General features: G+C 62.3%; 18 protein-coding genes. 8 read left to right on the top strand and 10 right to left on the bottom strand.

Features of this window, described 5'->3' with window-relative positions; all coding sequences use genetic code 11:
* Positions 1-4: 4 nt before the first annotated feature.
* The gene (locus tag ITJ43_RS15390) at positions 5-403 is read right to left on the bottom strand and encodes a zinc-binding dehydrogenase (RefSeq protein ID WP_416361058.1); all 399 of its coding nucleotides are present in this window, start codon (positions 401-403) and stop codon (positions 5-7) included.
* A 300-nt stretch (positions 404-703) separates the two neighbouring features.
* Here ITJ43_RS15390 and mobF point away from each other — a divergent pair, with 300 nt between their 5' ends.
* The 5 genes from mobF to ITJ43_RS03545 all read left to right on the top strand — a co-directional run bounded on the left by mobF (position 704) and on the right by ITJ43_RS03545 (position 7,774).
* On the top strand, positions 704-4,234 hold the full coding sequence (mobF, locus tag ITJ43_RS03565) for a MobF family relaxase (RefSeq protein WP_228495295.1): 3,531 nt from the start codon (positions 704-706) through the stop codon (positions 4,232-4,234).
* 185 nt (positions 4,235-4,419) lie between these two features.
* Positions 4,420-4,764 carry a sulfate permease gene (locus ITJ43_RS03560; protein ID WP_194582211.1) on the top strand — a complete coding sequence of 115 codons (345 nt, stop codon included), beginning with the start codon at positions 4,420-4,422 and terminating at the stop codon, positions 4,762-4,764.
* Positions 4,765-4,841: 77 nt separating this feature from the next.
* Positions 4,842-5,804, top strand: a complete 963-nt coding sequence (locus tag ITJ43_RS03555) for an ABC-three component system protein (RefSeq protein ID WP_194582209.1) — start codon at positions 4,842-4,844, stop codon at positions 5,802-5,804.
* Between the two features lie 25 nt (positions 5,805-5,829).
* Positions 5,830-6,039 (top strand): ABC-three component system middle component 6, encoded by a 210-nt coding sequence (locus tag ITJ43_RS03550; protein WP_194582207.1) that lies wholly within the window; start codon positions 5,830-5,832, stop codon positions 6,037-6,039.
* A complete protein-coding gene (locus ITJ43_RS03545; protein WP_194582205.1) occupies positions 6,029-7,774 on the top strand; it encodes an ABC-three component system protein in 1,746 nt (581 codons plus the stop codon). The genes ITJ43_RS03550 and ITJ43_RS03545 overlap by 11 nt, the downstream gene beginning before the upstream one ends.
* A 267-nt stretch (positions 7,775-8,041) precedes the next feature.
* Here the strand turns inward: ITJ43_RS03545 and ITJ43_RS03540 are convergent, their stop codons facing one another.
* From ITJ43_RS03540 to ITJ43_RS03520, 5 genes are all read right to left on the bottom strand, one after another.
* On the bottom strand, positions 8,042-11,536 hold the full coding sequence (locus ITJ43_RS03540) for a DEAD/DEAH box helicase (RefSeq protein WP_194582203.1): 3,495 nt from the start codon (positions 11,534-11,536) through the stop codon (positions 8,042-8,044).
* Positions 11,520-12,227 (bottom strand): Hachiman antiphage defense system protein HamA, encoded by a 708-nt coding sequence (locus ITJ43_RS03535; RefSeq protein ID WP_194582201.1) that lies wholly within the window; start codon positions 12,225-12,227, stop codon positions 11,520-11,522. Before ITJ43_RS03535 ends, ITJ43_RS03540 begins: the two co-directional genes overlap by 17 nt.
* A gap of 157 nt (positions 12,228-12,384) precedes the next feature.
* Positions 12,385-13,500 (bottom strand): ImmA/IrrE family metallo-endopeptidase, encoded by a 1,116-nt coding sequence (locus ITJ43_RS03530; RefSeq protein WP_194582199.1) that lies wholly within the window; start codon positions 13,498-13,500, stop codon positions 12,385-12,387.
* Positions 13,501-13,518: 18 nt separating this feature from the next.
* On the bottom strand, positions 13,519-14,154 hold the full coding sequence (locus ITJ43_RS03525) for a hypothetical protein (RefSeq protein WP_194582191.1): 636 nt from the start codon (positions 14,152-14,154) through the stop codon (positions 13,519-13,521).
* 93 nt (positions 14,155-14,247) lie between these two features.
* Positions 14,248-14,526: a hypothetical protein gene (locus tag ITJ43_RS03520; protein WP_194582189.1), complete on the bottom strand. Its 279-nt coding sequence runs from the start codon at positions 14,524-14,526 to the stop codon at positions 14,248-14,250.
* Positions 14,527-15,037: 511 nt separating this feature from the next.
* Here ITJ43_RS03520 and ITJ43_RS03515 point away from each other — a divergent pair.
* The 3 genes from ITJ43_RS03515 (at position 15,038) to ITJ43_RS03505 (ending at position 18,993) form a co-directional block, all read left to right on the top strand.
* The gene (locus ITJ43_RS03515) at positions 15,038-15,283 is read left to right on the top strand and encodes a hypothetical protein (protein WP_194582187.1); all 246 of its coding nucleotides are present in this window, start codon (positions 15,038-15,040) and stop codon (positions 15,281-15,283) included.
* 177 nt (positions 15,284-15,460) lie between these two features.
* Positions 15,461-18,046, top strand: a complete 2,586-nt coding sequence (locus tag ITJ43_RS15275) for an AAA family ATPase (protein WP_194582185.1) — start codon at positions 15,461-15,463, stop codon at positions 18,044-18,046.
* Positions 18,047-18,150: 104 nt separating this feature from the next.
* Positions 18,151-18,993: an AbiV family abortive infection protein gene (locus tag ITJ43_RS03505; protein ID WP_194582183.1), complete on the top strand. Its 843-nt coding sequence runs from the start codon at positions 18,151-18,153 to the stop codon at positions 18,991-18,993.
* 151 nt (positions 18,994-19,144) lie between these two features.
* Here the strand turns inward: ITJ43_RS03505 and ITJ43_RS03500 are convergent, their stop codons facing one another.
* The 4 genes from ITJ43_RS03500 to ITJ43_RS03485 all read right to left on the bottom strand — a co-directional run bounded on the left by ITJ43_RS03500 (position 19,145) and on the right by ITJ43_RS03485 (position 23,160).
* Positions 19,145-20,953 carry a recombinase family protein gene (locus tag ITJ43_RS03500; protein ID WP_194582181.1) on the bottom strand — a complete coding sequence of 603 codons (1,809 nt, stop codon included), beginning with the start codon at positions 20,951-20,953 and terminating at the stop codon, positions 19,145-19,147.
* 400 nt (positions 20,954-21,353) lie between these two features.
* Positions 21,354-21,731 carry a hypothetical protein gene (locus tag ITJ43_RS03495; RefSeq protein WP_194582179.1) on the bottom strand — a complete coding sequence of 126 codons (378 nt, stop codon included), beginning with the start codon at positions 21,729-21,731 and terminating at the stop codon, positions 21,354-21,356.
* Positions 21,732-21,850: 119 nt separating this feature from the next.
* Positions 21,851-22,309 (bottom strand): hypothetical protein, encoded by a 459-nt coding sequence (locus ITJ43_RS03490; RefSeq protein ID WP_194582177.1) that lies wholly within the window; start codon positions 22,307-22,309, stop codon positions 21,851-21,853.
* The gene (locus tag ITJ43_RS03485; protein ID WP_194582175.1) at positions 22,306-23,160 is read right to left on the bottom strand and encodes a replication-relaxation family protein; all 855 of its coding nucleotides are present in this window, start codon (positions 23,158-23,160) and stop codon (positions 22,306-22,308) included. The genes ITJ43_RS03490 and ITJ43_RS03485 overlap by 4 nt, the downstream gene beginning before the upstream one ends.
* Positions 23,161-23,257 lie beyond the last annotated feature (97 nt).

Here is a 23,257-nt window from a genome sequence, read left to right as displayed (position 1 = left end):
AGCATCAGGGCGAAGGTGCAAAGAGTGCACTGACAACGCATCGCTTTCGGGAACGACATATGACAGCGCTGTCAGAACGGGTTCGACAAACGGTAACGCGGTTGGTCTGGAAGGTCAAGCAGATGTGGTAGGCGGCCCACTCTGAGATGCTCGAACACGGCTCGAAAAGTCCAGCGAGTCGTTCGCGAGGATGCGCGTGGATGATGTCACGGAGGCGGAGCATCTCGACCTGATTTCTTTCACATCCTCTGAAGCACTCGGTCGGGGGCGGTTCGCCGGAGAATAGCCCGTAATGCACGAGCGTTCCACCTGGAGCAAGCACATCCATGAGTGTTGTCCACTGTGGACCGCCGACGCAGTCGAGGATCACATCGAAGCCGTCTCTGCCGGAGGCGACTTGCAGACGTTGCTTCCAATCGGGCGTGCTGGTGTCGATGACTTCACTCCACTGAGCTGGTCACCTGCCAGGTGCGCAGCATCGCCCAGCGGACCCCTTCGACATCTCAGCCCGCCCATTCGCCGGGCTGCTCGATGGTGACTTCCGCCATGCTCGAATCGACCCCTCAATGAGTTGCCACGCGTCTTGCAAGCGAGGCCCGCCACCTGACACGTCAGGCGGCGGAGAGCTCGCTCCGCGAGGGCGCTGACGCTCACCTCGTCATCAGGATGAGGGCGGTGTGCGGTGACGGTTTCGATGCGGGTGATGTCTGCCGGCGACGGCTACAAGTACCTGCTGCGCACCCTCGCCTCTGGTGATGGCGATCGTTCGCTCTCGACACCTCTGACTCGCTACTACGCGGAGAAGGGCAGCCCGCCGGGGCGTTGGCTTGGCTCGGCCGTGTCTGCTCTCGGCGGTGGCGCGATCGCAGTTGGTGATCAGGTCACCGAGACTCAACTCCAGCTCCTGGTTGGCATGGGCCGTGACCCTGTGACGGGTGACCCGCTTGGGTTCGCGTATCGGAAGTATCCGACATTGACGGAGCGCATCCAGCAGCGTGCCGACAAGCTAGACGGAGATCTCGGGGTGACCGAGCGGGCAGAAGCGGTCGCCGCAATCGAGACGGAAGAGCAAGCAAAGGGGTCGCGTAAGGCGGTTGCAGGGTTCGACTTCACGTTCTCGATTCCGAAGTCCGGGTCGGTGCTATGGGCGGTGTCGGATGCGGGCACGCAATCGTTGATTGCGGACGCGCATCATGCGGCGGTTGCGGAGATGGTTGCGTTTATCGAGCGGGAGGTTGCCGCAACCCGTGTCGGCGGGGTCGGACGCAACGGTGCGGTTGCGCAGGCCGACGTGACCGGGCTGATCGCGACCGCGTTCGACCACTACGACAGCAGGGCCGGAGACCCCCACCTGCATACCCATGTCGTGATCTCGAACAAGGTGCAGACCGCTCATGACGGAAAGTGGCGGTCCCTCGACGGACGACCTCTGCACGCCGCGACCGTCGCGCTGTCGGAACTACATGAGGCCGTGTTCGCCGACCACCTCACCCGCACCTTCGGCGTCGGATGGGAGGCGCGGGAGATGGGGCGTGACCGGAACCCTGCGTGGGCGATCACTGCGGTGCCGGAGAAACTCGTGGTCGAGTTCTCGTCGCGCTCGCGGCAGATCGAGCAAGAGAAGAACCGGCTGATCGCCGAGTACATCGAGCGACACGGACGGCAACCACCATCGACCACAGTCATCAAACTGCGGGCACAGGCAACGCTCGCCACCCGTCCCGAGAAGCAAGTCCGCTCGCTCGCCGACCTCACGACTGAGTGGCGCGCACGCGCAACCCACCTCCTCGGTGAAGACGCAACCACCTGGGCTCGCACGGTTACCGCGAACGGCGCACCGTTGCTGTTGCGTGCTGACGACGTGCCGCTGGATGTGATCGCGGAGCTCGGGCGTAGCGTTGTTGAGACGGTGGGGGCGAAGCGGTCGACGTGGCGGCGGTGGAACCTCACCGCAGAAGCCGCCCGCCAGACCATGCCCTACCGTTTCGCCACCACGAGGGATCGTGAAGCGATCGTTGGGATGGTCGTGGATGCCGCCGAAGCCGCCTCACTGCGACTGACCCCGCCCGAGCTCGCGTCGAGTCCCGCGGTGTTCCGCCGGCCTGATGGCACGAGCTCGTTTCGTCCGAAGGCCTCGACGGTGTACACCTCAGAAGAACTCCTTGCCGCCGAAGACCGGCTCCTCGAGCGTGCCCGCACAATGACCGCGCCGACCGTGCCTATCGACGTTGTGGAGAAGGTGACCGCGCGCCCCGACCGTGAAGGGCGAATGTTTGGCGAGGATCAGGCCGCAGCGCTCGCGGCGGCGGCAGTGTCAGGGCGAGTTGTCGATGTGCTGGTCGGCCCCGCGGGTGCAGGGAAGACCACGGCGATGCGTGCACTACTCACCGCGTGGGAGCGTGAGCACGGCCGGGGTAGCGTCGTCGGTCTCGCTCCGTCGGCGGTCGCTGCGCAAGTTCTCGCGGATGACCTCGGCATTCGGACGGAGAACACTGCGAAATGGTGGGACACCCATCAGCGCACTGGCGCGACCTTCCGGAAGAGCCAGCTGGTCATCATCGACGAAGCCTCCCTCGCTGGCACCCTCTCCCTCGACCGAATCACGGCTCTGGCCGAGCAGGCGAGCGCGAAGGTGTTGCTGGTGGGGGACTGGGCGCAACTTCAATCCGTCACCGCAGGCGGAGCGTTCTCCCTCCTCGTCCACGACCGCCACGATGCCCCCGAACTGGTCGACGTGCACCGCTTTGTTAATGAGTGGGAGAAGACCGCCTCCCTCGACCTACGCCGCGGCCGCACCGAAGCGATCAACACCTACGCCGACCACGACCGCATAACCGGTGGTGACACTGAGACCATGATCGACGCCGCCTACTCAGCCTGGCGCACCGACACCCTCGCCGGGCTCGCCACCGTGCTCATCGCCGACTCGAACGAATCCGTCCATGCCTTGAACCAGCGCGCCCGCGCAGACCTCATCCTCGACGGAACAGTGAAGGCCCTCCGCGAAGTCGAACTCCACGACACCTCCCGAGCCTCCATCGGCGACACGATCATCACCCGCCGCAACGATCGACGTCTGCACGCCGGTCGGGGGTGGGTGCGCAACGGCGACCGCTGGACAGTTGCCGACGTTCGCGATGACGGCTCCCTCACCGTTCGCCGTGCCGGCACGCGCCGTAGTGCGGTGGTGCTACCTGCCGGGTATGTGGCCGAGCATGTCGATCTCGGATACGCAGTCACCGCACACCGAGCGCAGGGCATCACGACCGACACCACACATGTCCTCGCTGACGCGAGCACCACGAGGGAGAACTTGTATGTCGCGATGACCCGCGGCCGCCAAGCGAACCTCGTCTATGTCGCCACCGACCTGCCTGATGGTTCCCACGACGGGCCGCACCCTGCAGACAACCCCGACGCGACAGCGCGGAGTGTGCTGTACGGGGTGCTGCAGCACGTCGGCGCCGAACTCTCCGCGCACGAGACGATCACCGCCGAGCAAGAAACGTGGGGATCGGTGGCGCAGCTCGCGGCCGAGTACGAGACCATCGCGCAAGCCGCCCAACACGACCGCTGGGCGACCCTCATCCGAAGCTCCGGTCTCACCCCGGACCAAGCCGAAGACACGATCCGCTCCGACACATTCGGAGCACTCACCGCAGAACTCCGACGCGCGCAAGCCAACCACCACGATGTCGACGCGCTACTTCCGCGCCTCGCTAAAGCAAGAGGATTCGGAGACGCGGACGACATTGCCGCCGTACTTCACCACCGCCTCGCGCGCGCCACCGACCGCCCTGCAGGATCAGGTCGTGGTCGTAGGGCTCCCCGTCTGATCGCCGGACTGATCCCCGAAGCCGTCGGTCCTATGACAGCCGAGATGCAGAAGGCACTCACCGAACGAGGAGAACTGATCCGACAGCGCGCCGATGCAGTCCTGGACCAAGCCCTCCGGGAGGGAGAGGAGTGGGTGGCAGCGATCGGCGAGGAACCTGGCGTAGCGGAGGCGGCAGTGAGCTGGCGGCAGCAAGCGCGAACCATCGCGGCGTACCGCGACCGCTACGACATCACCGGGAACGAACCACTCGGTGCGGCACCGGACAGCGACGCGCAAAAGATCGACGCCGCACGAGCCAGCGCCGCGCTGGTGAGGATCAAGAGCATCAACACGCAGCCGACCGAGGAGGTGACCCCACCTTCACCGAGCCGCACAGGCACCGGCCGCGTGCTCTGAGCTCGAACGGGATGCCGGTCAGCCTGCCACTTCCGGATGTCCGAAGGCCGATCTAAAGTGAAGTGTGTAAGCAAGGCGGCTTTCAAATGTGTGTCGCCGTCGCCCCAAGCGTGACGGCATGATCGCCCGATTTGGGCAGTCCTTCGAGGTTCTCTGTCGCCAGATCCTTGGAGAGGACTGCCGTCATGATTCGTCTACTCTGGAACGCCAGCGTCCACACCCGCACGTTCCTACGCCGCTACATGCCCACCAACATCCTCCTCGACGTGATCCGCACGAGGCGAGGACTCAAGTGGGGCATGCCGGCGATGCTCCTCGCTGTGCCCTACCTCTTGACCGCGAGCACCTTCACGACGCTCGTCTCCGACAGCGGTCTCGGTTGGCTCAACCTCCTCGTGCTCTTGTGCTTATGGAACACGCTCAAGTTCATCGTGATGGGGCCGGTCAGTCTGATCTTGCTTGCCCGCGCCCGCGCGCGCGAAAGAAGTCCACGCAACCTTGCAATGACCTCACCTCGCCGCCGAGGTTAGCCAGTCTGGATCGATCAATCGATAGGATCTGCTAATGGAAGGCGGCCAACTGGTCGACGCTTGCGACAACGGGGGTGATGATGCTTCTCAGTGCAAACTGGCGGGACTGGTATCACTTCCGTCACCAGCAGGAGTGCTTCAAATCAGGCAGCGCGTTTGAAGATTACGTCTCGACCGTGCTCAGCCGTTTCCACGATGACTACGTGAATCCCGACCCCTCCGGAACGCTCGGCGACGGAGGATGCGATGGCCTCGCCGAGTCAGGGACGGTCTTTTACGCCTGCTACGGCCAACGACCCTCCCGGAGCGCGGAACGAGAACTTGCCGCAAAAATCGGCTCGGACTTCGCCCGAGGATTCTCGCAGTGGGACAGCTTCCACACCTGGAGGTTTGTCACCAACGCGCCCGTTGGGCCAGTGTCGCTGAAAGTACTCACGGGACTCCAACAGTCGCACGGTCCCTCGAGCGAGCGGCCGTTGACGATTCGTCTTGTGAAGTCGGAAGATCTATGGAATGACGTCGTCGGCTCTCTCGACCAGTCCGTTCTAGATCAACTCTTTCCTGGCGCGCCGGGGACAGCGAACGTCGAGCTCGCCGACCTGCTACCGCTTCTCGACGCACTCGACACTACCGGCGTAGTGGTCGAGAGCGGCGGCGACGTGCTCCCGGTTCCTGCCACCAAGATGAACTTCAACGCTTTGCCAGACGCCTCCCGACTCGAGTTCAATGCGGGGAGACTTCTGGCGCCCCGCATCGATCGTTGGTACGAGGAGTCATCCAACCCCGGCCTCTACGACGATCACGGTGAACGATTCCGGGCGCTGTATCGGGACGCCCGAGCCGTGACTAGCAACTCTGCTGAGATCCTCGAACGGCTTTACGTGTCGGTGGCCGGTGCTAATTTCCGGATGGATGGCAAGCGGGCGAACGCCGCGTTTGCGGTGGTCTCGTATTTCTTTGACTCATGCCATATTTTCGAGACCCCGCCGAGCGCAGACGCCATCGCAGATACGGAGGCGGCCGATGCTCTTGCCCACTAAAGGCGTCTCATCTGATCGTGCCCTCATGACCATTGGTGCCGACATTCTTGACGAGCTCCTTGACCCTTTGTCGGTGTCCGCGCTCTGGGAGCGTTTCTCGAAACGAGAATCTTCCGTCGCACGAGGACGACGCATCACTTTCGATTGGTTCACTTTGGCCCTCGCCGCTCTCTACACGATGAACCTCATCGAAACGTCTACCGACGGTTTCATCAAACGAGCTCATGTTTCTTAACTCCCTCACCTCATCCGATCCGAGATTCAAGACCCTCCAATTCCGCGACGGGCTGAACGTCCTAGTCGCTGACCGCACCGAGGCGTCCGAACAAGGCGACAGCCGCAACAGCATCGGAAAGACCAGTTTCGTCAAGATTCTGCGTTACATTCTCGGGGGCGACCTTTCGTCCGAGTTCAAAGCACCAGAACTATCCGAGCACACCTTCACGGCCTCCCTCTCGCTCCCGTCCGCCCAAAATGACGAAGTCGACGAGGTCACGATCACTCGTGCCGTTTCGCCAACGACCCGAGTGAAAGTCTCAGGGTGGTCGGCAACCAACGGCGCAACTGACCTGCACATCGATGAGTGGCGTGCGCTGCTTTCTCGCAAAGTCTTCCGGATTCCCGAAGATGCCAGCCGTCCAACGGCAGGCCAAATTTGGGGCCAACTCATCCGCACCTACTTTGGCAACCCCATCAAGGGACACCAATCCGAGGCGGATTGGGAGTCCGGGGTAAAGCTTGGCTTCATGTTGGGGCTATCGCCGGAGATACTGGGCAAGGCTGGAGATGTTGACCGCCTCACCAAACAAGGCAAAGCAATTCGCGCGGCGGTTCGCGAGGGTGCGATCGCTCACCTCTCGCTCGATGAGTCAGCTCTTCGCGCTCAACTCGCTGCCGCTCGTCGGCAACGTGACCGCACCCAGGAAGATCTCCGTGCGTTCAGAGTCGACGAGCAGTATGCCGACCACCAGCGCGCTGCTGATGACCTGAGCGGCTCGATACAGCGGCTCAATGACGAAGCCCTCTCCCTGCAACGGCGACTCCGAGAGCTCAACGAGGCGCTCCAGGACGAAGCAGTCACCCCTCTGAACGGTGACTTGACGATGAGGCTCGAACGGGTCTACGCCGAGATCGGCGTCGTGCTCCCGGACACAGTGAGTCGGCGTTACGAGGAAGTCCAGGCGTTTCATGAGTCCGTAGTTCGCAACAGGCGATCGTTCCTGGAACAGGAACTCAGCGCTGTCCACGAGCGACTCGACGCGATCAATGTCGAGCGACACCGCCTGGATGACCAGCGATCGACGATCATGCAGCTACTCAACGAGACAGTGGCCCTCGACACCTTCCTCAGCATTCAGCGCAGCCTCGCCCAGCAAGAGTCCAACGTCGCCGACATCGAACGGCGACTGGAGGCCGCTACATCCATCAGTACCATCGGCGACACGATTAAGCTGCGCACCGCAGAGCTCGTCGCCTCGGTCCGCACCGAGCTAAACGAGAGGGACGACCGGCTAAGCGAATCCATCGCCCTGTTCGGGGAATTAGGCGCGGAGATCTACACAGACCGTGAAGCATCGCTCCTGGTTGCTCCAACACCCAAGGGGCTCCTTAGCATTGGCCCGCAAATTTCCGGGGATGCAAGCACTGGTGTTCGCAGCGTGGAAACCTTCATGCTGGATATGGTTTGCACAATTGCGGCGATCAAAGCCAACAGAGCACCGCGTCTCCTCGTCCACGACAGCCACTTGTTCGACGCCATCGATGGGCGGCAGGTCGCATCATGTTTGAACATCGGAGCTCGACTCGCGGAAGAACACGGCTTCCAATACATCGTGACGCTCAACTCTGACTTCCTCGCATCTGTTGAAGCGCAAAGCGATGGCGCGTTCGACGCAGACCCCTACATGCTGAGCACGCGACTTACTGACGAGACCGAGGCTGGTGGCCTCTTTGGGTTCCGGTTCGGGTAGGAAAGAGTTGGACGAGAATTCGTCCCATGGCGAAGCGTCCCCGCACCATGTGACCAAGCGCCGGACCTGGCTCAGCGTTCAGCGCGAACCGTCCCTTTCGTCGTCTGCGTGGCCCAGTTCCTGGAGGGCATCGGACGGGCTAGATGCTCCACTCGGAGCGCCCAAGTAGTCACCTTGAGGGTCTCGCGGAGGTATTCGTGGGTGCCCGAAGAGGCACCGTTCAATTAGGTACTCAACGCGCCTCAGGCCTCAGCCATGAGCGAGTGTTTAGGCAAGAAGGTCAGACGGCCCCAGGTAGTCGAGCTCGACGACGTCTCCTGCTCCGATCGCGGTAACTTTCAGCAGCCCCTGACGGCGCAGGTTCAGGCGCGTAGTCAGCACTCCGACTGGCTGAGCATCTGCTGCTTCGAGCACGGTTGTCTCGTCGGAGTGGGAGATCGCTCGGTATGGCTCGCCGGGGGTGGGCTGATGGCCAGGTATCCAGCTCACCGAAGTCTCGTGCACTTCACGAATCCACGTTCGCTGACGGAGGGCGACAGTGCGGGTGGCGAAGCTCATCCAAAGCTCGCGGGTGGTCGGTGTAGGCCAGGACGTGTCTCTTGTCGCGACCTGTGTTGCCTCGGAGATCATCCACTCGTGTAGCCCGGCTGGGGTTGTGAATGCAGCTTCGGTTGACTCCACCGCGACGAGCGCTCCCGACCTAGAGCCGAAGCCTGCTCGCATAAGCGTCGACGCGGCCCTGTTGAGTGTGCCGGCTTCCACAGCAGCGACGCTCAGTCCGGTCTCCGGACTGGATAGATCCCAAGGGAATGCATCGGGGTTGGGGTGCGCTGCAGCTCGGACACGGACGGCTTCGAGTGCCCACGGGAGCCGGTACGCCAGGGTATCTTCGATGAACTCAGCCGTTTCGAGGCTGTCGTCGGCCGCGATTTCCGCGACTGGGCGCCCTCGCAGCCACCCGACCAGGATCTCTTCCCAATTGTCGGGTTGAGACTTGGGAGTGAAGGGGAAGATCTCGAACACGATCTTGGCGAAATGGACTATGGCGTTGATCGCTTCGTCGTTCATGCCGAGCTGGATGGCCGCTTCGGCGATTTGCAGGTGACGGTTGAGTTGCTCAGCATTTGAATCGAGTTCCCGGCCGGTCGCGAGTCCAACGCCGGCCAGGTAATAGCCGCGCCGCTGATCCGGTGTCGTGCTCCGCCAGATAACTCCAGCGCGGGCCACGAGACCTGTCCGCAGGGCGTTGCGCACCGGTTCCTGGTAGCGAGCAATTGTCCGTGCCCACAGCGATGAAGCGAGAACTGCATCGAGCGCGGCGCCGAGATCCTGCTCCGTGACAGAGGAGTCGCTGAGCAGTCCGAGGATCGCGCAATCCAGGCTCGCGAGTTGGCCCGGCCAGAACTTCATGGCGTCGCTCGTGGTTTCTTCGTCTTCGGTGGCAATCGCAGGGAATGACCAGTCGGCAAGCCCGGTGACGTACTCGGTGAAGTCGTCCCAGTCGACTTCGCCGAGACTGTCGGACATCCTCTGGAGCATGGTGGTGAGGAGTCGGACGAGTCCGCTCTGCATATCCCGCAGCTGCGAATCTTCGACCAGCCGCTCCCAGTTCTGTCGTGTTCGACGGGTGGGCTCGAACATCGGATGCACCACGAGTCCGGACGAATCGACGAACGCTCGGCCAGCTCGGCCCACGATGTTGCGGAACTCGGCGGCGTCGATGATCGTCCGGTTTCGCCACAGACTATGGACCACCAGCGAACTCGCCGACAGGTTCAATCCCTGCGCCAGCGTGGGGGAGGAGACGGTAATTTTCAGCGCTCCCTGTTGCAGGAGCTTTTCGACTTCTTTCCGGTAGGGCCCGGGCAGAGATCCGTGATGGATGGCGACGCCCATGCGTAGGCAGGCTAGGAGAGGATGGTCGGCCCCGAACCATTCTTGGCCGATGCTGAGGGCGGTGTTCAGGACGGTCGGGTCGCCGTCAAAGACGCTGCGGAGTGCGCCTTGCCGGGCCAGCTTGACGATCAGTTTGGCCAATGCGTTGACCGAGCTCTTCAGTGGGCAGAACACCAGGACGGTCTGGCCGTCATCGACGAGGCGCCAGGCGGTGGCCAGCGTGAGCTCTTGAGCGTCTTTCGGGAATGGGAGCTTGCGTTGCTTGCTCGGGACTGTCTCCGCGGTGAGGAACCGGGGGACATACGGTTCTTCACCGCCGACGGTGATGTTGAGCCTTGCGTTGTTGTCGCGCCAGACGACTTCTCCGTATCGGAGAACGGTGGGACGCCAGTCACTGCTGATCAGCCCATTGGGTTCGTCGTCTGTGAGCCAATCAACGAAATCCTTGACCTCATCACCCTCGGGCAGGATCGCTGAGAGACAGATGATGCGCCGAGTCTTCGCGTCGGGGCGGCGAAGGAGCCGCTGAATCTGGACTTCGTATCGTACTTCCCGCTCGTTTGCTCCGATCATGTGTCCCTCGTCGAGCACGATCAGTCCGACGTCATCGAGTAGATCCGGATCGTTGCGCAAGGCGAAGTCGAGCTTCTCGGGAGTCGAGACCACGATGTCGCGGTCCTGCAGGATGCTCTCGTCGACATCGCTGACCCCGATGGTGCCGTACAAAGATGAGATGGTCTTGCCGAGCGGGACGAAGGTGCGTTCCAGAGCGGTCTCGGTCTGCGCGGACAGCGCGCGGAGCGGGGTGACAAACACCACCCTTTTTCCTTCGGCCAGGGTCGCGAGGATGCACAGTTCTGCGATGCGAGTCTTGCCTGCGCTCGTGGGCAGGGAGAGCACGAGGTTGTCTTGCGTACTGAGCACTCGTGACGCGGCTTCCACTTGGGAGGGCCAGAGGTCGATCTCGGAGCGTCGTCGGCGGAAGAGCGAGGCGATGAATGTGGCACGTAGGCGATCCCAGTCGCCAGCGTCCTCGCCTTCCGGACCCGTCGGCAGTACTACATGGAAGCTGGCATCCCAGAGGCCCCGCAGAAGGTGAATCGCCAGTCGATGACACCACCACTGCGGCACCATGCTCAAGGCTGCCGCGCCGCGCATACCAACCTCGAGTCGTGCAACGGCGTCAGTGAGGAGAGTCGGCTCGCCACGTTCGAACGCCAGCATGGCCACGCTGATCGCACCCATGAACGCATCCGTCAATGCGGCATCGACGACATCCAGGACATCGGCCCCGTCCTCGAGGTCGTCATTGCCGTCACTCGGGGCAAGTGTAGAACGCAACTCCTCGGCAAGGCTCGCGTCCGCGGCCCGCTCGTCCGCGCGGCTTTCGGAGACGAGCATCGTCAGGCCATCCAGGTCCCGGAGCATGAGTAGCACCAGGCATTTCTCGGTGGGGGAGATGTTCCGATCGTTGCGCGTAGCCGTCAGAAGTGAATAGGCCCGCGCTGAGAATCGAGCGAGATGAAAGCTAGCTGCGGCCACCACCTTGTGAAAGCCCGATTCTGATGTCACCTCGCCTCGGGCGATGACTGATTCGATCGCTGTCGCCGCGTTCTCGAATGCCCGTCGAGATGCCTCGGCAGATCCCTCTAGATCGCTCAGCTCCAGTCCGTGCTCCAGAAGCGCATACCCGTAGGAGAGGAGGTCGTGGCTCAGTAAAACGTCAAATGGGGGAGCGTCCTCCGGGAGTACACCTTCGCGCCATATCATTGCGCGTGCCTCTCCGCGCGCAAGAAGCCGCCCGCGAAATCCTGATGTCGTTGCTCGACCGATCGCGGTTTCGAGATCCTCAACGCGTGCGGGCATCGCGGATCACCTTCTCGAAGACTCGACGGATGAACGACTGATGTTCTGGGATCTGCAGTCCCACACCGAGTCGCCGAATTTTGCCTTTATAGGCCTTGGTGTGATTGCGGAGCAACCCGAGAGGGTTGTTGCCAGACAATGTGAACAGCAGGTGCAGTACATCGCCGGGTCGGATACGTCCGCGAAGCTGAGCGGCGAGGATCTTGACGTGCAGCTTCGTCTCACCCATTTCGCGGAGACGTGCGGCGACGAACATCAACGCGTGAGGTGTCGGCAGGCCGTGCTCGCTCAGCAAGGCTGTTTCCGCCTCGTCCAGTGTCGAAGTCGAGAGGCTCGCGCGACTCTTCGCCTCGCCCTTGAGGAACTCGAGCTTGTCGTTGTCCACGATGCGAACGCCGAGGAGATCGTCGCCGCGCAGGGGCATCTCACGGCTGTCCTTCCACCGCAGGCGTGCGATCATGCGGTATCCGAGTTCGCGCGCTACATACTGGGTGGCGAGGACCTCTCCGAGTTCGCCCGACCGGGTCCGCTTGCTGACCGGCAGCTTTCCGCTGAGAACCTCCGCCGCCTCCGGCTTGCCGAGCTCGCGTAACACTGCCGCGATCTCATCCGCAGAGACATAGTGACGAGGCACGGCGGCAGCGGCCCATTTCACCCCAGCATCGACCGCGACCTCGTCGGCTGGCACCATCCGCACAACCTGGTGAGAACCAACGTTCTCCCGGGTGGTGGTCACCCACGTCTTAATCCGAGCCATTCGAACAGTCCTCCAAAATTGGCCAGGTCAAAACGAGTCGTCCGGCCCGTGATAGCCCGGACTGCTCATGCGAGTTCCCACCGTTCATAGGTCAGACCGCCCGTAGGTTCGCTTGGCTGCGTGACCGAGCTTGTGCATCCCCTTCGAGGGAGAACGTCACAAGCCCGAGCATGAGATCACGGACGTCCTGGGCGCGCACGTCGAGCGCTCGAGCGATCTCGATGAATCCTGCGCCTTGGCCGCGCATATCGTTCATGACCTGCGTCAGTAGGCTGGAGCTTTCGGCGAGCAGGTCGGAGCCGGGCTCGCTTCGTCGGAAGCCAGCCATTGAGAGCTGCTTCGCCAGTGTGCTGTAGGTCCAGTCAGAGATGACACCTAGCCGATGCGCACGCAGATTGAGCGCCATTGCACTTACACGCCAACGCCTCTTGAGCATCAGGATGTCCTCGAGCATCAAGTTGCCGCGGATCGCGCCAAGGACGTCGGCGCGCGGCATCAAGAAAGAACTGGCAAAGTCGTTCGCTGCCTGCTCTTTCTCCTTTCCTGGTTCAACGTGCAACGACCCGCCATGCATGACGAGGTGCCCGAGTTCGTGTGCGAGGTCGAAACGTAGCCGTTCGGCAGATTTGTGCACGTTCAGGAAGATCACCGGCGTCGCCCCGTGCCGGAACGAAAACGCGTCGATGGCTTGCAGCGGCCCGCCGGCCGAGTAGACCTTCGCGCCCTTGGATTCGAGAAGCTGCAGAAGGTTCTTGATCGGCGCCACACCAAGCCCCCATGCGCCGCGCAATGCCTCGGCAGCTTGCTCGGGAGGAAGCTCGTCGTCGGAGTCGAGGAGGTCTTGGAGCTCTGGAACCTCGGGAGCTGGTGCCTGATATGTTGCTTCGATCCAGTCCGATAGTTCGATCGCCAGTGTTGACAGGCTTCGTGCTGTCGCTTCGTCCTTCTTTGCGAGTCGCGATGTTGCCCGGAAGTGAAAAGCATCCGACGGGGGGAGCGCCTTGACTGGGCGATAGAAGAAGTCGACCGGGAAATTGAGGACGCGCGCGAATTCACGGACAAGCTCCGGACTCGGCGTCTTCTTGGTGTTCTCGGCCTGAGATACCCAGGGCGCGGTAGTGCCCGCTTCAGTGGCGAGCGCGGTCGCGGTCATCTGACGGATGGCGCGCGCCATCTCAAGGCGTGCGGGAATGAAGGAAGTGCTCATCGCGGGGATACCGGCGCCTTAGCGCCGTGCGACGGTGAAGCCGAAGCCCTCGTCTTCTTCGGTGTCTTCCTCGAACGCGAACGCACCGAGCGCCAGATCGAACGGCGGGAAGATGATCCGTTCCGACCAACTGTCGATTTGCTTGCCAGCCATCGAGGTCGGACGGGACAGCTCCAGGAAGACCATGCCGTCACGCTCGTTGTAGAGCAGAATCCAGAGGTATTTGACGTCGATCTCTCCGCCGTCGTCGGTCGGGTGGCCGAACATGGCCATCTGGCCGTTCTCGTCCACGCGGCGCGCGAAGGCCGAGCCCTTCGGGTTCTTGGTACTCGGTGTGCCCCAGTCGATGCCCGTGAACTCGTCGCCGCTACTGGTGATCAGCCCGAGGTTGAGGTCAGTCTGAGAGAAGTAAGGCAGGTTCTGCGGGTCCGAGCGCTTCCAGTCGAGCTGCAGCAGCATGAGTTGCTCATGAATAACCTCGACGGTGCGGTACCAGCGCGTCATGTTGGGCGCCGACTTCGGCGCACCCTTCGAGTAAGTACGACTCTCCGCCGCACCCACCGCGACAGCACGCTCGAACACGTTCGCCTGGAGACGCATTGGGGACAGATGGCGCGCGAGATCCTCGCGGGTCTTAGGGGTGTGAATCGCCATGACGGTTCCTCTCTCGCGGCCGGTGGTGAGTCCCACTCTAGCGACGGAGTGAAAGAATCACCACATCAAATAAGGTACGGCGTGTCGAAGCGTTCAGTTCGGAAACGAAGGCTCCTCGCCCAATATCGCAGCAGGAAGCGCGGTCACCATCGCAAGCCCCACTCGGGGTCCGGAGATCGTTGGAATCGAGATGCGGGCCGAGTCAATGGCTCGGTACACCACGCGGTCGCCGTCGATCGTTGCCGCGTACTGGCCGGCGGTGTCGAAGACATAGCGGCCCTGGATCGTTCCTAGATAGATTCCCGATCCGGCAAACAGCCGGTTACCGTCTCGTTGCAACGGACGGCCATTCTTTGTATAGAGCTGAGGCATGTTGGCATTCTCCGTCAGGCCTCCGACATTGCGACTGAAGGAACGGTATGCCGCTCACCGAGGAACAGAAGGCTCAACGAGCGCAGAAGCGTCGCATGACCAGCGCACTCAAGGAAGAGGCACGCGCGCATCGCGACGAAGCGAGGCGACAGGAATGGTGCGACAAGGGGATGTACCTCACTCGCGAGCAGGCGGCCGCGGGTGAGGCATGCCGAGGCTGCGGATTGCCGGTCATCGACAACCTCGGCAGTTGGCCGGGGACGATGTATCTCACGGACGAACAGCGCGTCATCTACGACGCGGACCAGAAGCGCTACCGCGAGATGCATCCGAACTGCGATGCGCACCGCTGGAGCATTGCAGGTTCGCGAGCGACGCATTGTGGCTACTGCTGCCCACCGATCCCGATGTCGCGCGAGCAGGCCGAGAGAATTCAGCGCATCTTTGCCACCGTCCCCGAGCGTCGAGAGGAAGAACTCGATATCTGGGCTCGTACCCGACCTGCGGGCACATGGTGGAGCAGAGCGTTCACCACTCCAGCCGGGAGCCGAGCTTCTCGACGCAGTGGTGCCCGGAGTGTGAGATCACTCGCGGTATCGTGTCGTCGGAGAAGGTGGTCGAAGCTGCGGCGCGAATGGCGGAGGCGAACCGCAGGCGCGACGACAAGATTGCAAGCGCGGAGAGTGCAGTGAAGAAGGCGGAGAAGGCGGCTGCGGACGCCCGGAAGAAGCTTGTCGGGGTTCGGGCCCAACGCTGAGCGACGGACGCCAACCGTGGTGGGGTTGCGGAGTTCAGTGACGCGCTTCGACGTCGTCGTCGCCGTGTCACGCCGATCGGGTGGCTAGCGATCGGGCATCATGGGTAGCGCAATGAATGTTCGATCTGAATAGGCGACCCGTATCTGCTGACACCGTGCGCCAGAGCGGAGGCACGTGTGGCCATCGATGAGGTCTCGGTCAACCTGGGTGACACGACGCCGAGGCGGCTACTGGTCGACTGGGCGAACGGGCAGGATGCCTGGGTGCGGCAACTCACGGCCGAGACGATTTTGTCCCGTCAAGCACCCACCGAAAGCTTGCTCAACGCGGTCTACACGACCTTCCGCGGCGAGAAGGGACTTGGCGAAGCGAGCCTGGACGTCCCGAAACTTGAGCTCGCTGTCGTCGAGTCGGCGGAAGAGGAAACGCTGGAACTTGTCAGCTTGGCAGGGGTCGAGGGTGTCAACGCATTGGCTGCGGACCAGCAGTTGGACTTCGATTCTGAACTAACAGTTCTCTTCGGACAGAACGGCTCCGGAAAGACCGGGTACGCGCGAATTCTGAAGAGAATCTCGGCGGTGCGGACGGCCGAGGACATCCTGCCCAATGCGCATATCCTTCACCTTGACTTGCCACCATCGCCCTCGGCCCAGATCGCCTATCGGCTATCTGGGACCGAATCGTCGGTTCAGTGGAAAAACGAGGCCGGACTTGTCCCATTCACGCGCATCAGCGTCTTTGATGCGAGCGCAGTCTTGTTGCACGTCGACAGCGACCTTGGCTACGTCTACACGCCGGCCGAGCTCGCCCTCTTCGCGCACGTCGCGGCCGGGATACAAGGCATCCAGCACCACATCAGCACGGAGGTCGCCGCCCTGGCGCCGGGGAGCAACCCTCTACTCTCAAAGTTCGCTCGCGAGACGAAGGTCTACCCGCTGATCGAGACCCTCGGTGCGACAACCGAACTCGCCGAACTCGACGCTCTCGCCTCTGTCCCGGATACCGCGGATAAGGATCGAGAACGACTGGAGAGTGAGATTGCGGCCCTGCGGTCCAACTCTCTGGAAGCGCTGGTCTCGAACGCGCAGGAGACTCAACGGCACCTGACTCGGCTTCATCGCGCCCTACTGTTGGCGCAGGGCTTCGATGAAGAAGCGTACGAGATCGCGAGGAAGGGACTCGACGCAGAAGAGAAGCGCCGCGTAGAAGCACGCGAGCAGCTTTTCACCTCGGACGAACTGCCCGGGCCGGCGGATGGGAACTGGCAGGACTTCATCGTGGCGGGCGATGCCTACCGCCAGCACCTCGGACGCGAACACTATCCGAACGCCGGCGACACTTGTTTGTACTGTATGCAGGAGCTCGGCCCGTTGGCGCTTCACCTGCTTACCCGCTACCGGACCTTCCTCGACGAAACGCTCGTCCAGCAGGTGACAGACACGAGGACTGCCCTAGATCGGACACGTCTCATCCTCGACGAGACCGAACTGACTCGTGCCCTTGAGTTCGCAACCGAGCAACGTGACCGAGAAGTACCTCCCGCGTGGGCGAGCACAGCGGTCGAAGTCCTTGCGGCTGCTCGTTCCGTCGCACAAGACACGGCGGATGCGAACGCGGTGTCGTTTGCCGGACTCCCCGGCAAGGCAAAGGTATCTGGGGACGAGGTGTCGCAAGCGCTGGTCGTCGCGACAGGAACCGCCCAACAGCTTGTCGAGGACAAGGCGAACGCGGCGAGCACGCTCACCACCAAGCAGAAGGAACTGGCCGAACTCACCGCTCGGATCGAGTTGAAGCGCAACCTAGCCGCAGCTCGCGAGTATGTGCGACGTGCCAAGCGCGCGCAGCAACTCGAGAAGCTCTCGCGCGTGATCTCGAATGGTGCCGCCAAGCAGCTCACCGTGCAGTCAAAGCTCGCAAGCGAAGACCTCGTCAACAAGAACTTTGAGACGCTGTTCGCTGAGGAGTGCGCTCGATTGCGTGCGCCGCACGTCGCTCTTCGATTCCAAGGACGAAGCGGGCAGGCTCAGCGCAAGAAAGTGGTGGCAACGTACAAGCCATCTTCCGTTCTCTCCGAGGGCGAGCAGAAGGTCCTTGCGCTGGCAGACTTCCTGGCCGAGAGCCGTATGCGGGGAACCAAGGCACCCCTGGTGTTCGACGATCCGGTGACGAGCCTGGACTACCGTCGACTCGATGAAGTCGCCGCCAGAATCCAGAACCTCGCCGAGGCACATCAGGTTATAGTCCTCACTCACAACATCATGTTCGCCTCGGCCCTCATCTCGGTGCGCCAGAATAAGAAGCTCAGAACGAAAATCTACGAAGTCCGTGATGGCGGCGAGACCAAGGGAATCCTTGCTCCTGACGTAGAGCCACGCCTCGACAGCCCGGCGGATCTCGCCAAGCGAATCAACATGAAGTTGCAAGAGATTCCCGGTGCCGAAGCCGTCGTCCAAGATGCGCTCATCAAAGAGACATATGACCTGATCCGCGCGTGGTGCGAATCGTTCGTCGAGCAGGAGCTCCTCCAGAATGTCACGCAGCGATATCGGAAGAACATCATGATGACCCGACTCTCAAAGATCGACAGCAGCCGACTTGACGCCGCCATAGCGGTCATCGAGCCGCTCTTTGACCGGGCATGCGAACGCATGACTGGCCACTCGCATGCCGCTGAGTATCTGAGCATCAAACCGACGCTCACAGAGCTCCAGGAGGATTGGGAGAAAGCCAAAGCAGCCCGCACCGTCTACATCGCTGCCTGAGCATGAGGGACTTCTGGTTCGATTCGACTGACACGATCGGCCCCAAATCCTCTGCAAGCACGCGGTGCTATGAAGCGCCACTCACTCGTTGGTGTACTTGAGCCATGGCGGTGCGAAAACTCCCGGACCTCACCCCGGAACAGGTAGTCCGATTGCAGGATGCGTTGCTCGCGAACGCGAACACTCTGCTCACATCAGCCCTGGCCCTGCTTGACCTCGGGAACGTTGCACTTGCGCGATCCCTCGCAATTTTGGGACTGGAGGAGTCAGGGAAGGCCATCGCCGTCCATGAACGTCGCGTGGAGATGGGTTACATGGCTGACGGGGAGACGTTCAGGTCTGAACGGTTGGACGAGCTGTGGGCAAGTCACGAGAAGAAGTTGGAGACTGTTCACCGGTTCCTCGTCGAGGAACCATATTGGTTCGATGTGGAACCACCTGATCCCGACGAGAACGCCTCGTATCTCGGCACGATCAAGTCGTGGGCCCGTCGTCACGACCGATCGAAGCAACGCGGCTTCTACGTCGACCTAGGCAAGACTGGCGAGGTAATGGCTCCGACAGAAGTGGCCGATGTGGCAGCTCTGCGCGAGGTGATCGCGCGTGTCCATCAGATTGGCTGGCAGCTTCGCCTGGGCGAGCACATCGAAGGCAAAAAGCAAGACGAGAAAGAAGCTGGTGTGCCTGCCGCCACCGACGATGACCTTGCCTGGCTCGCTGTCGACGAGGGTGACGGCGTTGATGAGGTCGTGCGGGATTTCCATGCCGATCTCAGGCGATCCATGAAGGAGGGAATACTCGGCGAGTCCCTTCCCAACGCGGAGTACAGGTTCAACGCTCCGGAGACCGACCGAAGTCCCTTCCGCAATCTAGGCAAGCCTGGCTACGAGGCTGAGACCCGGGAACTAATGCGCCTCGCTCGCGACCCTGAGGAGGATGGTGAGTGACCGCGGAGGCTCGATGCGGGACGTCGATTCAGGGGGACCAAAAGGGGACCAGAATCATGCAAACCATGGTTCGCGTGACGTGTCCTGCATGATCTGAGCCGCGGAATCACGCGGATTCCGACTCGGACCCGGCCGTTTAGACGCCTGGGGGTCAAGGGGTCGCAGGTTCAAATCCTGTCATCCCGACCATATTGAGGATGTTCAAACCATTGGACAAGTTGAGCCTCATAGAGGTCGACGGAGAACCTCCCGCAGAGATGCGGGAGGTTCTTTTTGTTTCTGTCATCACGGGGTCGGCATCGCGACCAGCGTGGTGGCGGAGTTGCTGCAGGGCTTCGTTGATCTCCGTGCGGTGAGCGCTCACCCCGACGATGTCGTCTTCGCGGTATACGACGAGTTCTGAAAACAGGGCACCCAGAATCTGTCGGCGAACGTTGTCGTGAGTGTCGCGATAGAAGCGGGCTGGGCCGGCGAGTAGATCGAGGTAGGCGCGCACGATATCGCCGCCCTGTTCGATTCGGCTCTCCGTCTGAGCGAGCTTGTCGATTGTCGTCTTCTTCCGCAGGGTGACGCGGGAGAGCCGCTCGCGCACTTTGTCGGGTGCGAGCGAGCCGTCTGCGGCGAGATCAATGAGACGTTCTTCTTGCGCTTCGAGTTTCTTGAGCTCGCGGCTCAGCGCGGTACGTGCCTGAATCTGTGCTGCTTGGCTGTTTCGGAGCGTGTCATCGAGGGCCGAATGGAGGGTGCTTGCCTCTTCGTCGGTGAGCTTCTCGAGGGCCGCGCGTTGCGCGACGGCTGCTTCGACGTCGTCCATCCGTATCGTGCCCAACCGACAGCCGTCGCGTTGCTTGCCGGAACAGACCCAGTATTCGTACGTACCGCCGTTGCCAGTGGTTTGCATGTAGACAAGGCGTCGTCGCCTGCCCTCGCTTTCACACTGCCCGCACATCAGCAGGCCTTTCAGGTAGTGAAAGTGAACGAAGTCCCGATCCCCTTTCCGGTTGCGACGGTCGAGGATCTCTTGGCAGGCCTCGAAGGTCTCGTTGTCCACAATCGCTTCATGCCGGCCGGGGTACACCTGGCCTTTGAAGGGCACGACCCCGGTGTAGTACGGATCGCGCAAAATCTTGGCCAAGGCACTCGCCGAGACTGGTTGCGCTGGTCTCTTGTGCGATGCCCTGGTCTTGAGTCCGAGACCGTCGAGCGCTTGCGCTAGTTGCCACACCGAGTACTCACCGGTCGCGTACTGGTCGAACGCCCATGTGATCAGAGGCGCGCGTTCCTCGTCGACGGAGATGGTGTTGACCAGGCGACCGTCGAAGTTCTTGCGGTCGTTGATGTAGCCGAGCTTGGCCCGGCCGACCGTTCCGCCGTTTTTCGCCTTGTTGAGCAGCTTCTGTTTGATGTCCTCTCCGCTCTGGCGGACCTGGACTTCGTTCATGATGTCCGTGACAGCTTCCATGGCGTCTGCCATGTATCCCTCGCCGAAGTCTTCCTTCGCTGAGATGAGCTTGACCCCCATACTTGCGAGGATGCGCTTGGTGATCGCGGCGTCGGCGAGGTTACGGAACGCACGAGAACGCATGTAGATCACCACACACGTCACCTCTGGGTGCTCCTCGATGTAGTGCAGCATCTCGCGAAACACGGGGCGTTTCGCGATTGTTTGGGCGGAGTTACCCGGCTCTACGAACTCTCTGACGACGGGTGCTTTCGCTCGCTTAGCCCGGACCATGCAGGCTTCCCGCTGCGTCGCGATGGAATTTCCGTCTGCATCGATGTCGATCGCCGTCAGCATCTGCCTGGGGGTGGAGACGCGGAGGTAGATCACCGCCTGACCGCCGAGGCCGAGCTCCGATGAGGGCGGAGCGACGCCGTCAAGACCGAGTAGCTGCTCCCAGCCAGAGAATGACGTGCGGCGCCGAGTGGAGGGAGCCGTTAGCTTGGGGTTGTCGCTCATTGGCGCGTCCCTTCAGCGCGTACGGCACCTGCCGTGCAGGCTGATCCGGCAGCGGCTTCTCGGCGCTCTCTCGCTCGCCGCTTGCCTTCTCGGACGTCTTGGCCGTGGTCCTCGCTGCGGATCGTGCCCACGATCGTGAGCGCCTCCTGGATCGCCCTGGCCATCAGGTCGAGCCCGCCGTCGTGGTCTTGGGGTGTCGGGGCCGCTAGTTCTTGTTGTGTCATAGTGATCTCCTTTCTGCCCGGATGGGCGGACTTAGCTTCCCTATTTACGCTCTCTTTGTGTGGGAAGTCGATACTTCAGGTGATGTGGAATTGTCATCACTGATCAGGTATTTATGCGCTGGGTGGTTGACTCGGCCCCGCCGCCTTGTTGGGGCGGCGAGGCCGAGGATGTGACCTCACTTCTCCGTGATCAGGAGGGTGGTTCCGTGTCGGTTCAGTACTCTTCGGTGCTGTCTGACGAGAGTCCTCGTGAATCCGCGGTACAAGGAGCTCGGCACGATGAGGAACCGTGCAGGTCTCTCCTTGAGGCAGTCGAGCATGTTGGCGAGGCGAGATTCCCGATCGTTGTCGGGCACATCCCACAGCGTGATGAGTCGTTGCAGTTGTAGGCCGTGGCGTTGGGCTTCGGCTCGTGCAATCTGGAACTGCTCTTCTAGTGTGAGCGCGCCGTACCGGTCCGGTGAGCGCCCCGTCTCCATGTTCTCGATCAGGATCAAGGCGGCGACATCGTCGCCCCTCCTCTCCAGGCTCGTGTTGTTGATGATGTGGTGCATGGTCGCCTCCTTTCATGAGGTCGCCGGGGCCGCGGGTGGCGTCTCCGGTCTGTTTTGTTGTTCCTCACCCGGTGGGTGAGCCCGTGCCCGGCTCTCGCACTGACGAGCGCCGGAAGTCGCTACTTCTGGAAGATGTGCCACCAGCCGTCGAGGTGGACGGCGTCGTAGGTCTGGAAGATCTGCTGGTCGATGGCGCCTCGGTTCCAGGTGAGGTGGTCGGTGGGGATGCCTTGTTCGGTCATGACGGCGCTGACGGCGTCGAGCCAGCCGAGGTTTTCGAGGACGACGGTGCGGAACTGGTCGAAGTGTTTCCAGGCGTCGAGGTAGCTGTCGTAGAAGGTATCGGTGATGTTCTCGGCGGCGAGGTTGGTGTCGGCGAGCATCAGGTAAGCGGCGAACGCGGCGCCATTCAGTTCCACGCCGTTCAGGATCCGCAGGGCGTCGTCAGGATCGCGGAGCTGCGCGAGCGAACGTTCGACGGAGGCTGCCGCTTCCGGCCCGAACGGTGGGTTGCTGCGTGGACGCCAGGGTTCGTTCTCTGGTTCACGTTGATTCGGTGGGGGTGTTTCGGGGCTCATGGGTTCCTCCTTTCGGGTGCTGTGGGTACTTCAGGGGCGGTGTCGTCTCGGATGGTCGCCTCGAGTTGGTCGGGGGTGATGACGGTGAACAGCCGGTCCGGGAGGCCCTGCTCGGCCCTGATAGCCGCGGTGAAGCGCTCCACGCGCCGCTTCGTGGGCACAATCCAGAGGACACGGGGGAAGACGCCGTGTTCGGCCTGCGCGCGGCCGGTGGCCCGGTACGCGGCGTAGGCGCGGCATTTCTGCAGCAGGACGGGCAGGCTTTCGGTGCCGCGGTCGATTTCGATGTACCAGTGGTCGTCGTAGGTCTCGGTCGACAATCGTGCGTAGAGGTCTGGTTTGAGGATGGTGCTGGTGCCGTGCGGGCTAAGGAAGCCGCGCCAGGCGGCGGTCTCGACGGCGATGCTGCTGAGCTGCGTGTCTCCGTCGCGGGTCAGCTCGTGCAGAGTGACGACGGTGTCGGTGACCTGGAGGCGGTGGTCCAGGAATGGGAGGGCTGGTTCGGTGTAGCGGCGGCGTGGGGCGTGTTCTGCGCGGGTGAGACGCTCGCCGGCGGCGTCGAGGTGCCAGATGTATGCGGCGGAGCCTCGCGTGTATCCGCCGATCTTTCGCTCCAGTCGAGTGACGAGCCGGAGCGTCAGGAGGCGGTCGAGGACGCGGACCGTGGCCCGGGTGGCTGCGCTGAGTGTGGCGTGGTCGGTGAAGAACATCCGCCGCACATGGGCGGAGGAGGCGTATCCCTGGGCGCGGAGGAAGCGCAGCACAGCGAGATCTCGGCTCGACAGTCGCTCGAGAAGGGCGGCTCGCTGGTTTCCGCTGATGCGCGTTGCCGGTGTCGAGTGGTCGCTCATCCGTGGGCCTCCCTCGTGACCCAGGTGACGGGCGACAGGGATCCCGCCAGGGGCGGGAGAGTCCCCTCCCTTACGAGGCGAGCGACGCCGCCATGAT

This window comes from Microbacterium sp. VKM Ac-2870 (assembly GCF_015350795.1).
GTDB lineage: Bacteria > Actinomycetota > Actinomycetes > Actinomycetales > Microbacteriaceae > Microbacterium.
Note: the sequence above shows the minus strand (reverse complement) of the source record. Positions and strands in the feature narration are given on the sequence as shown.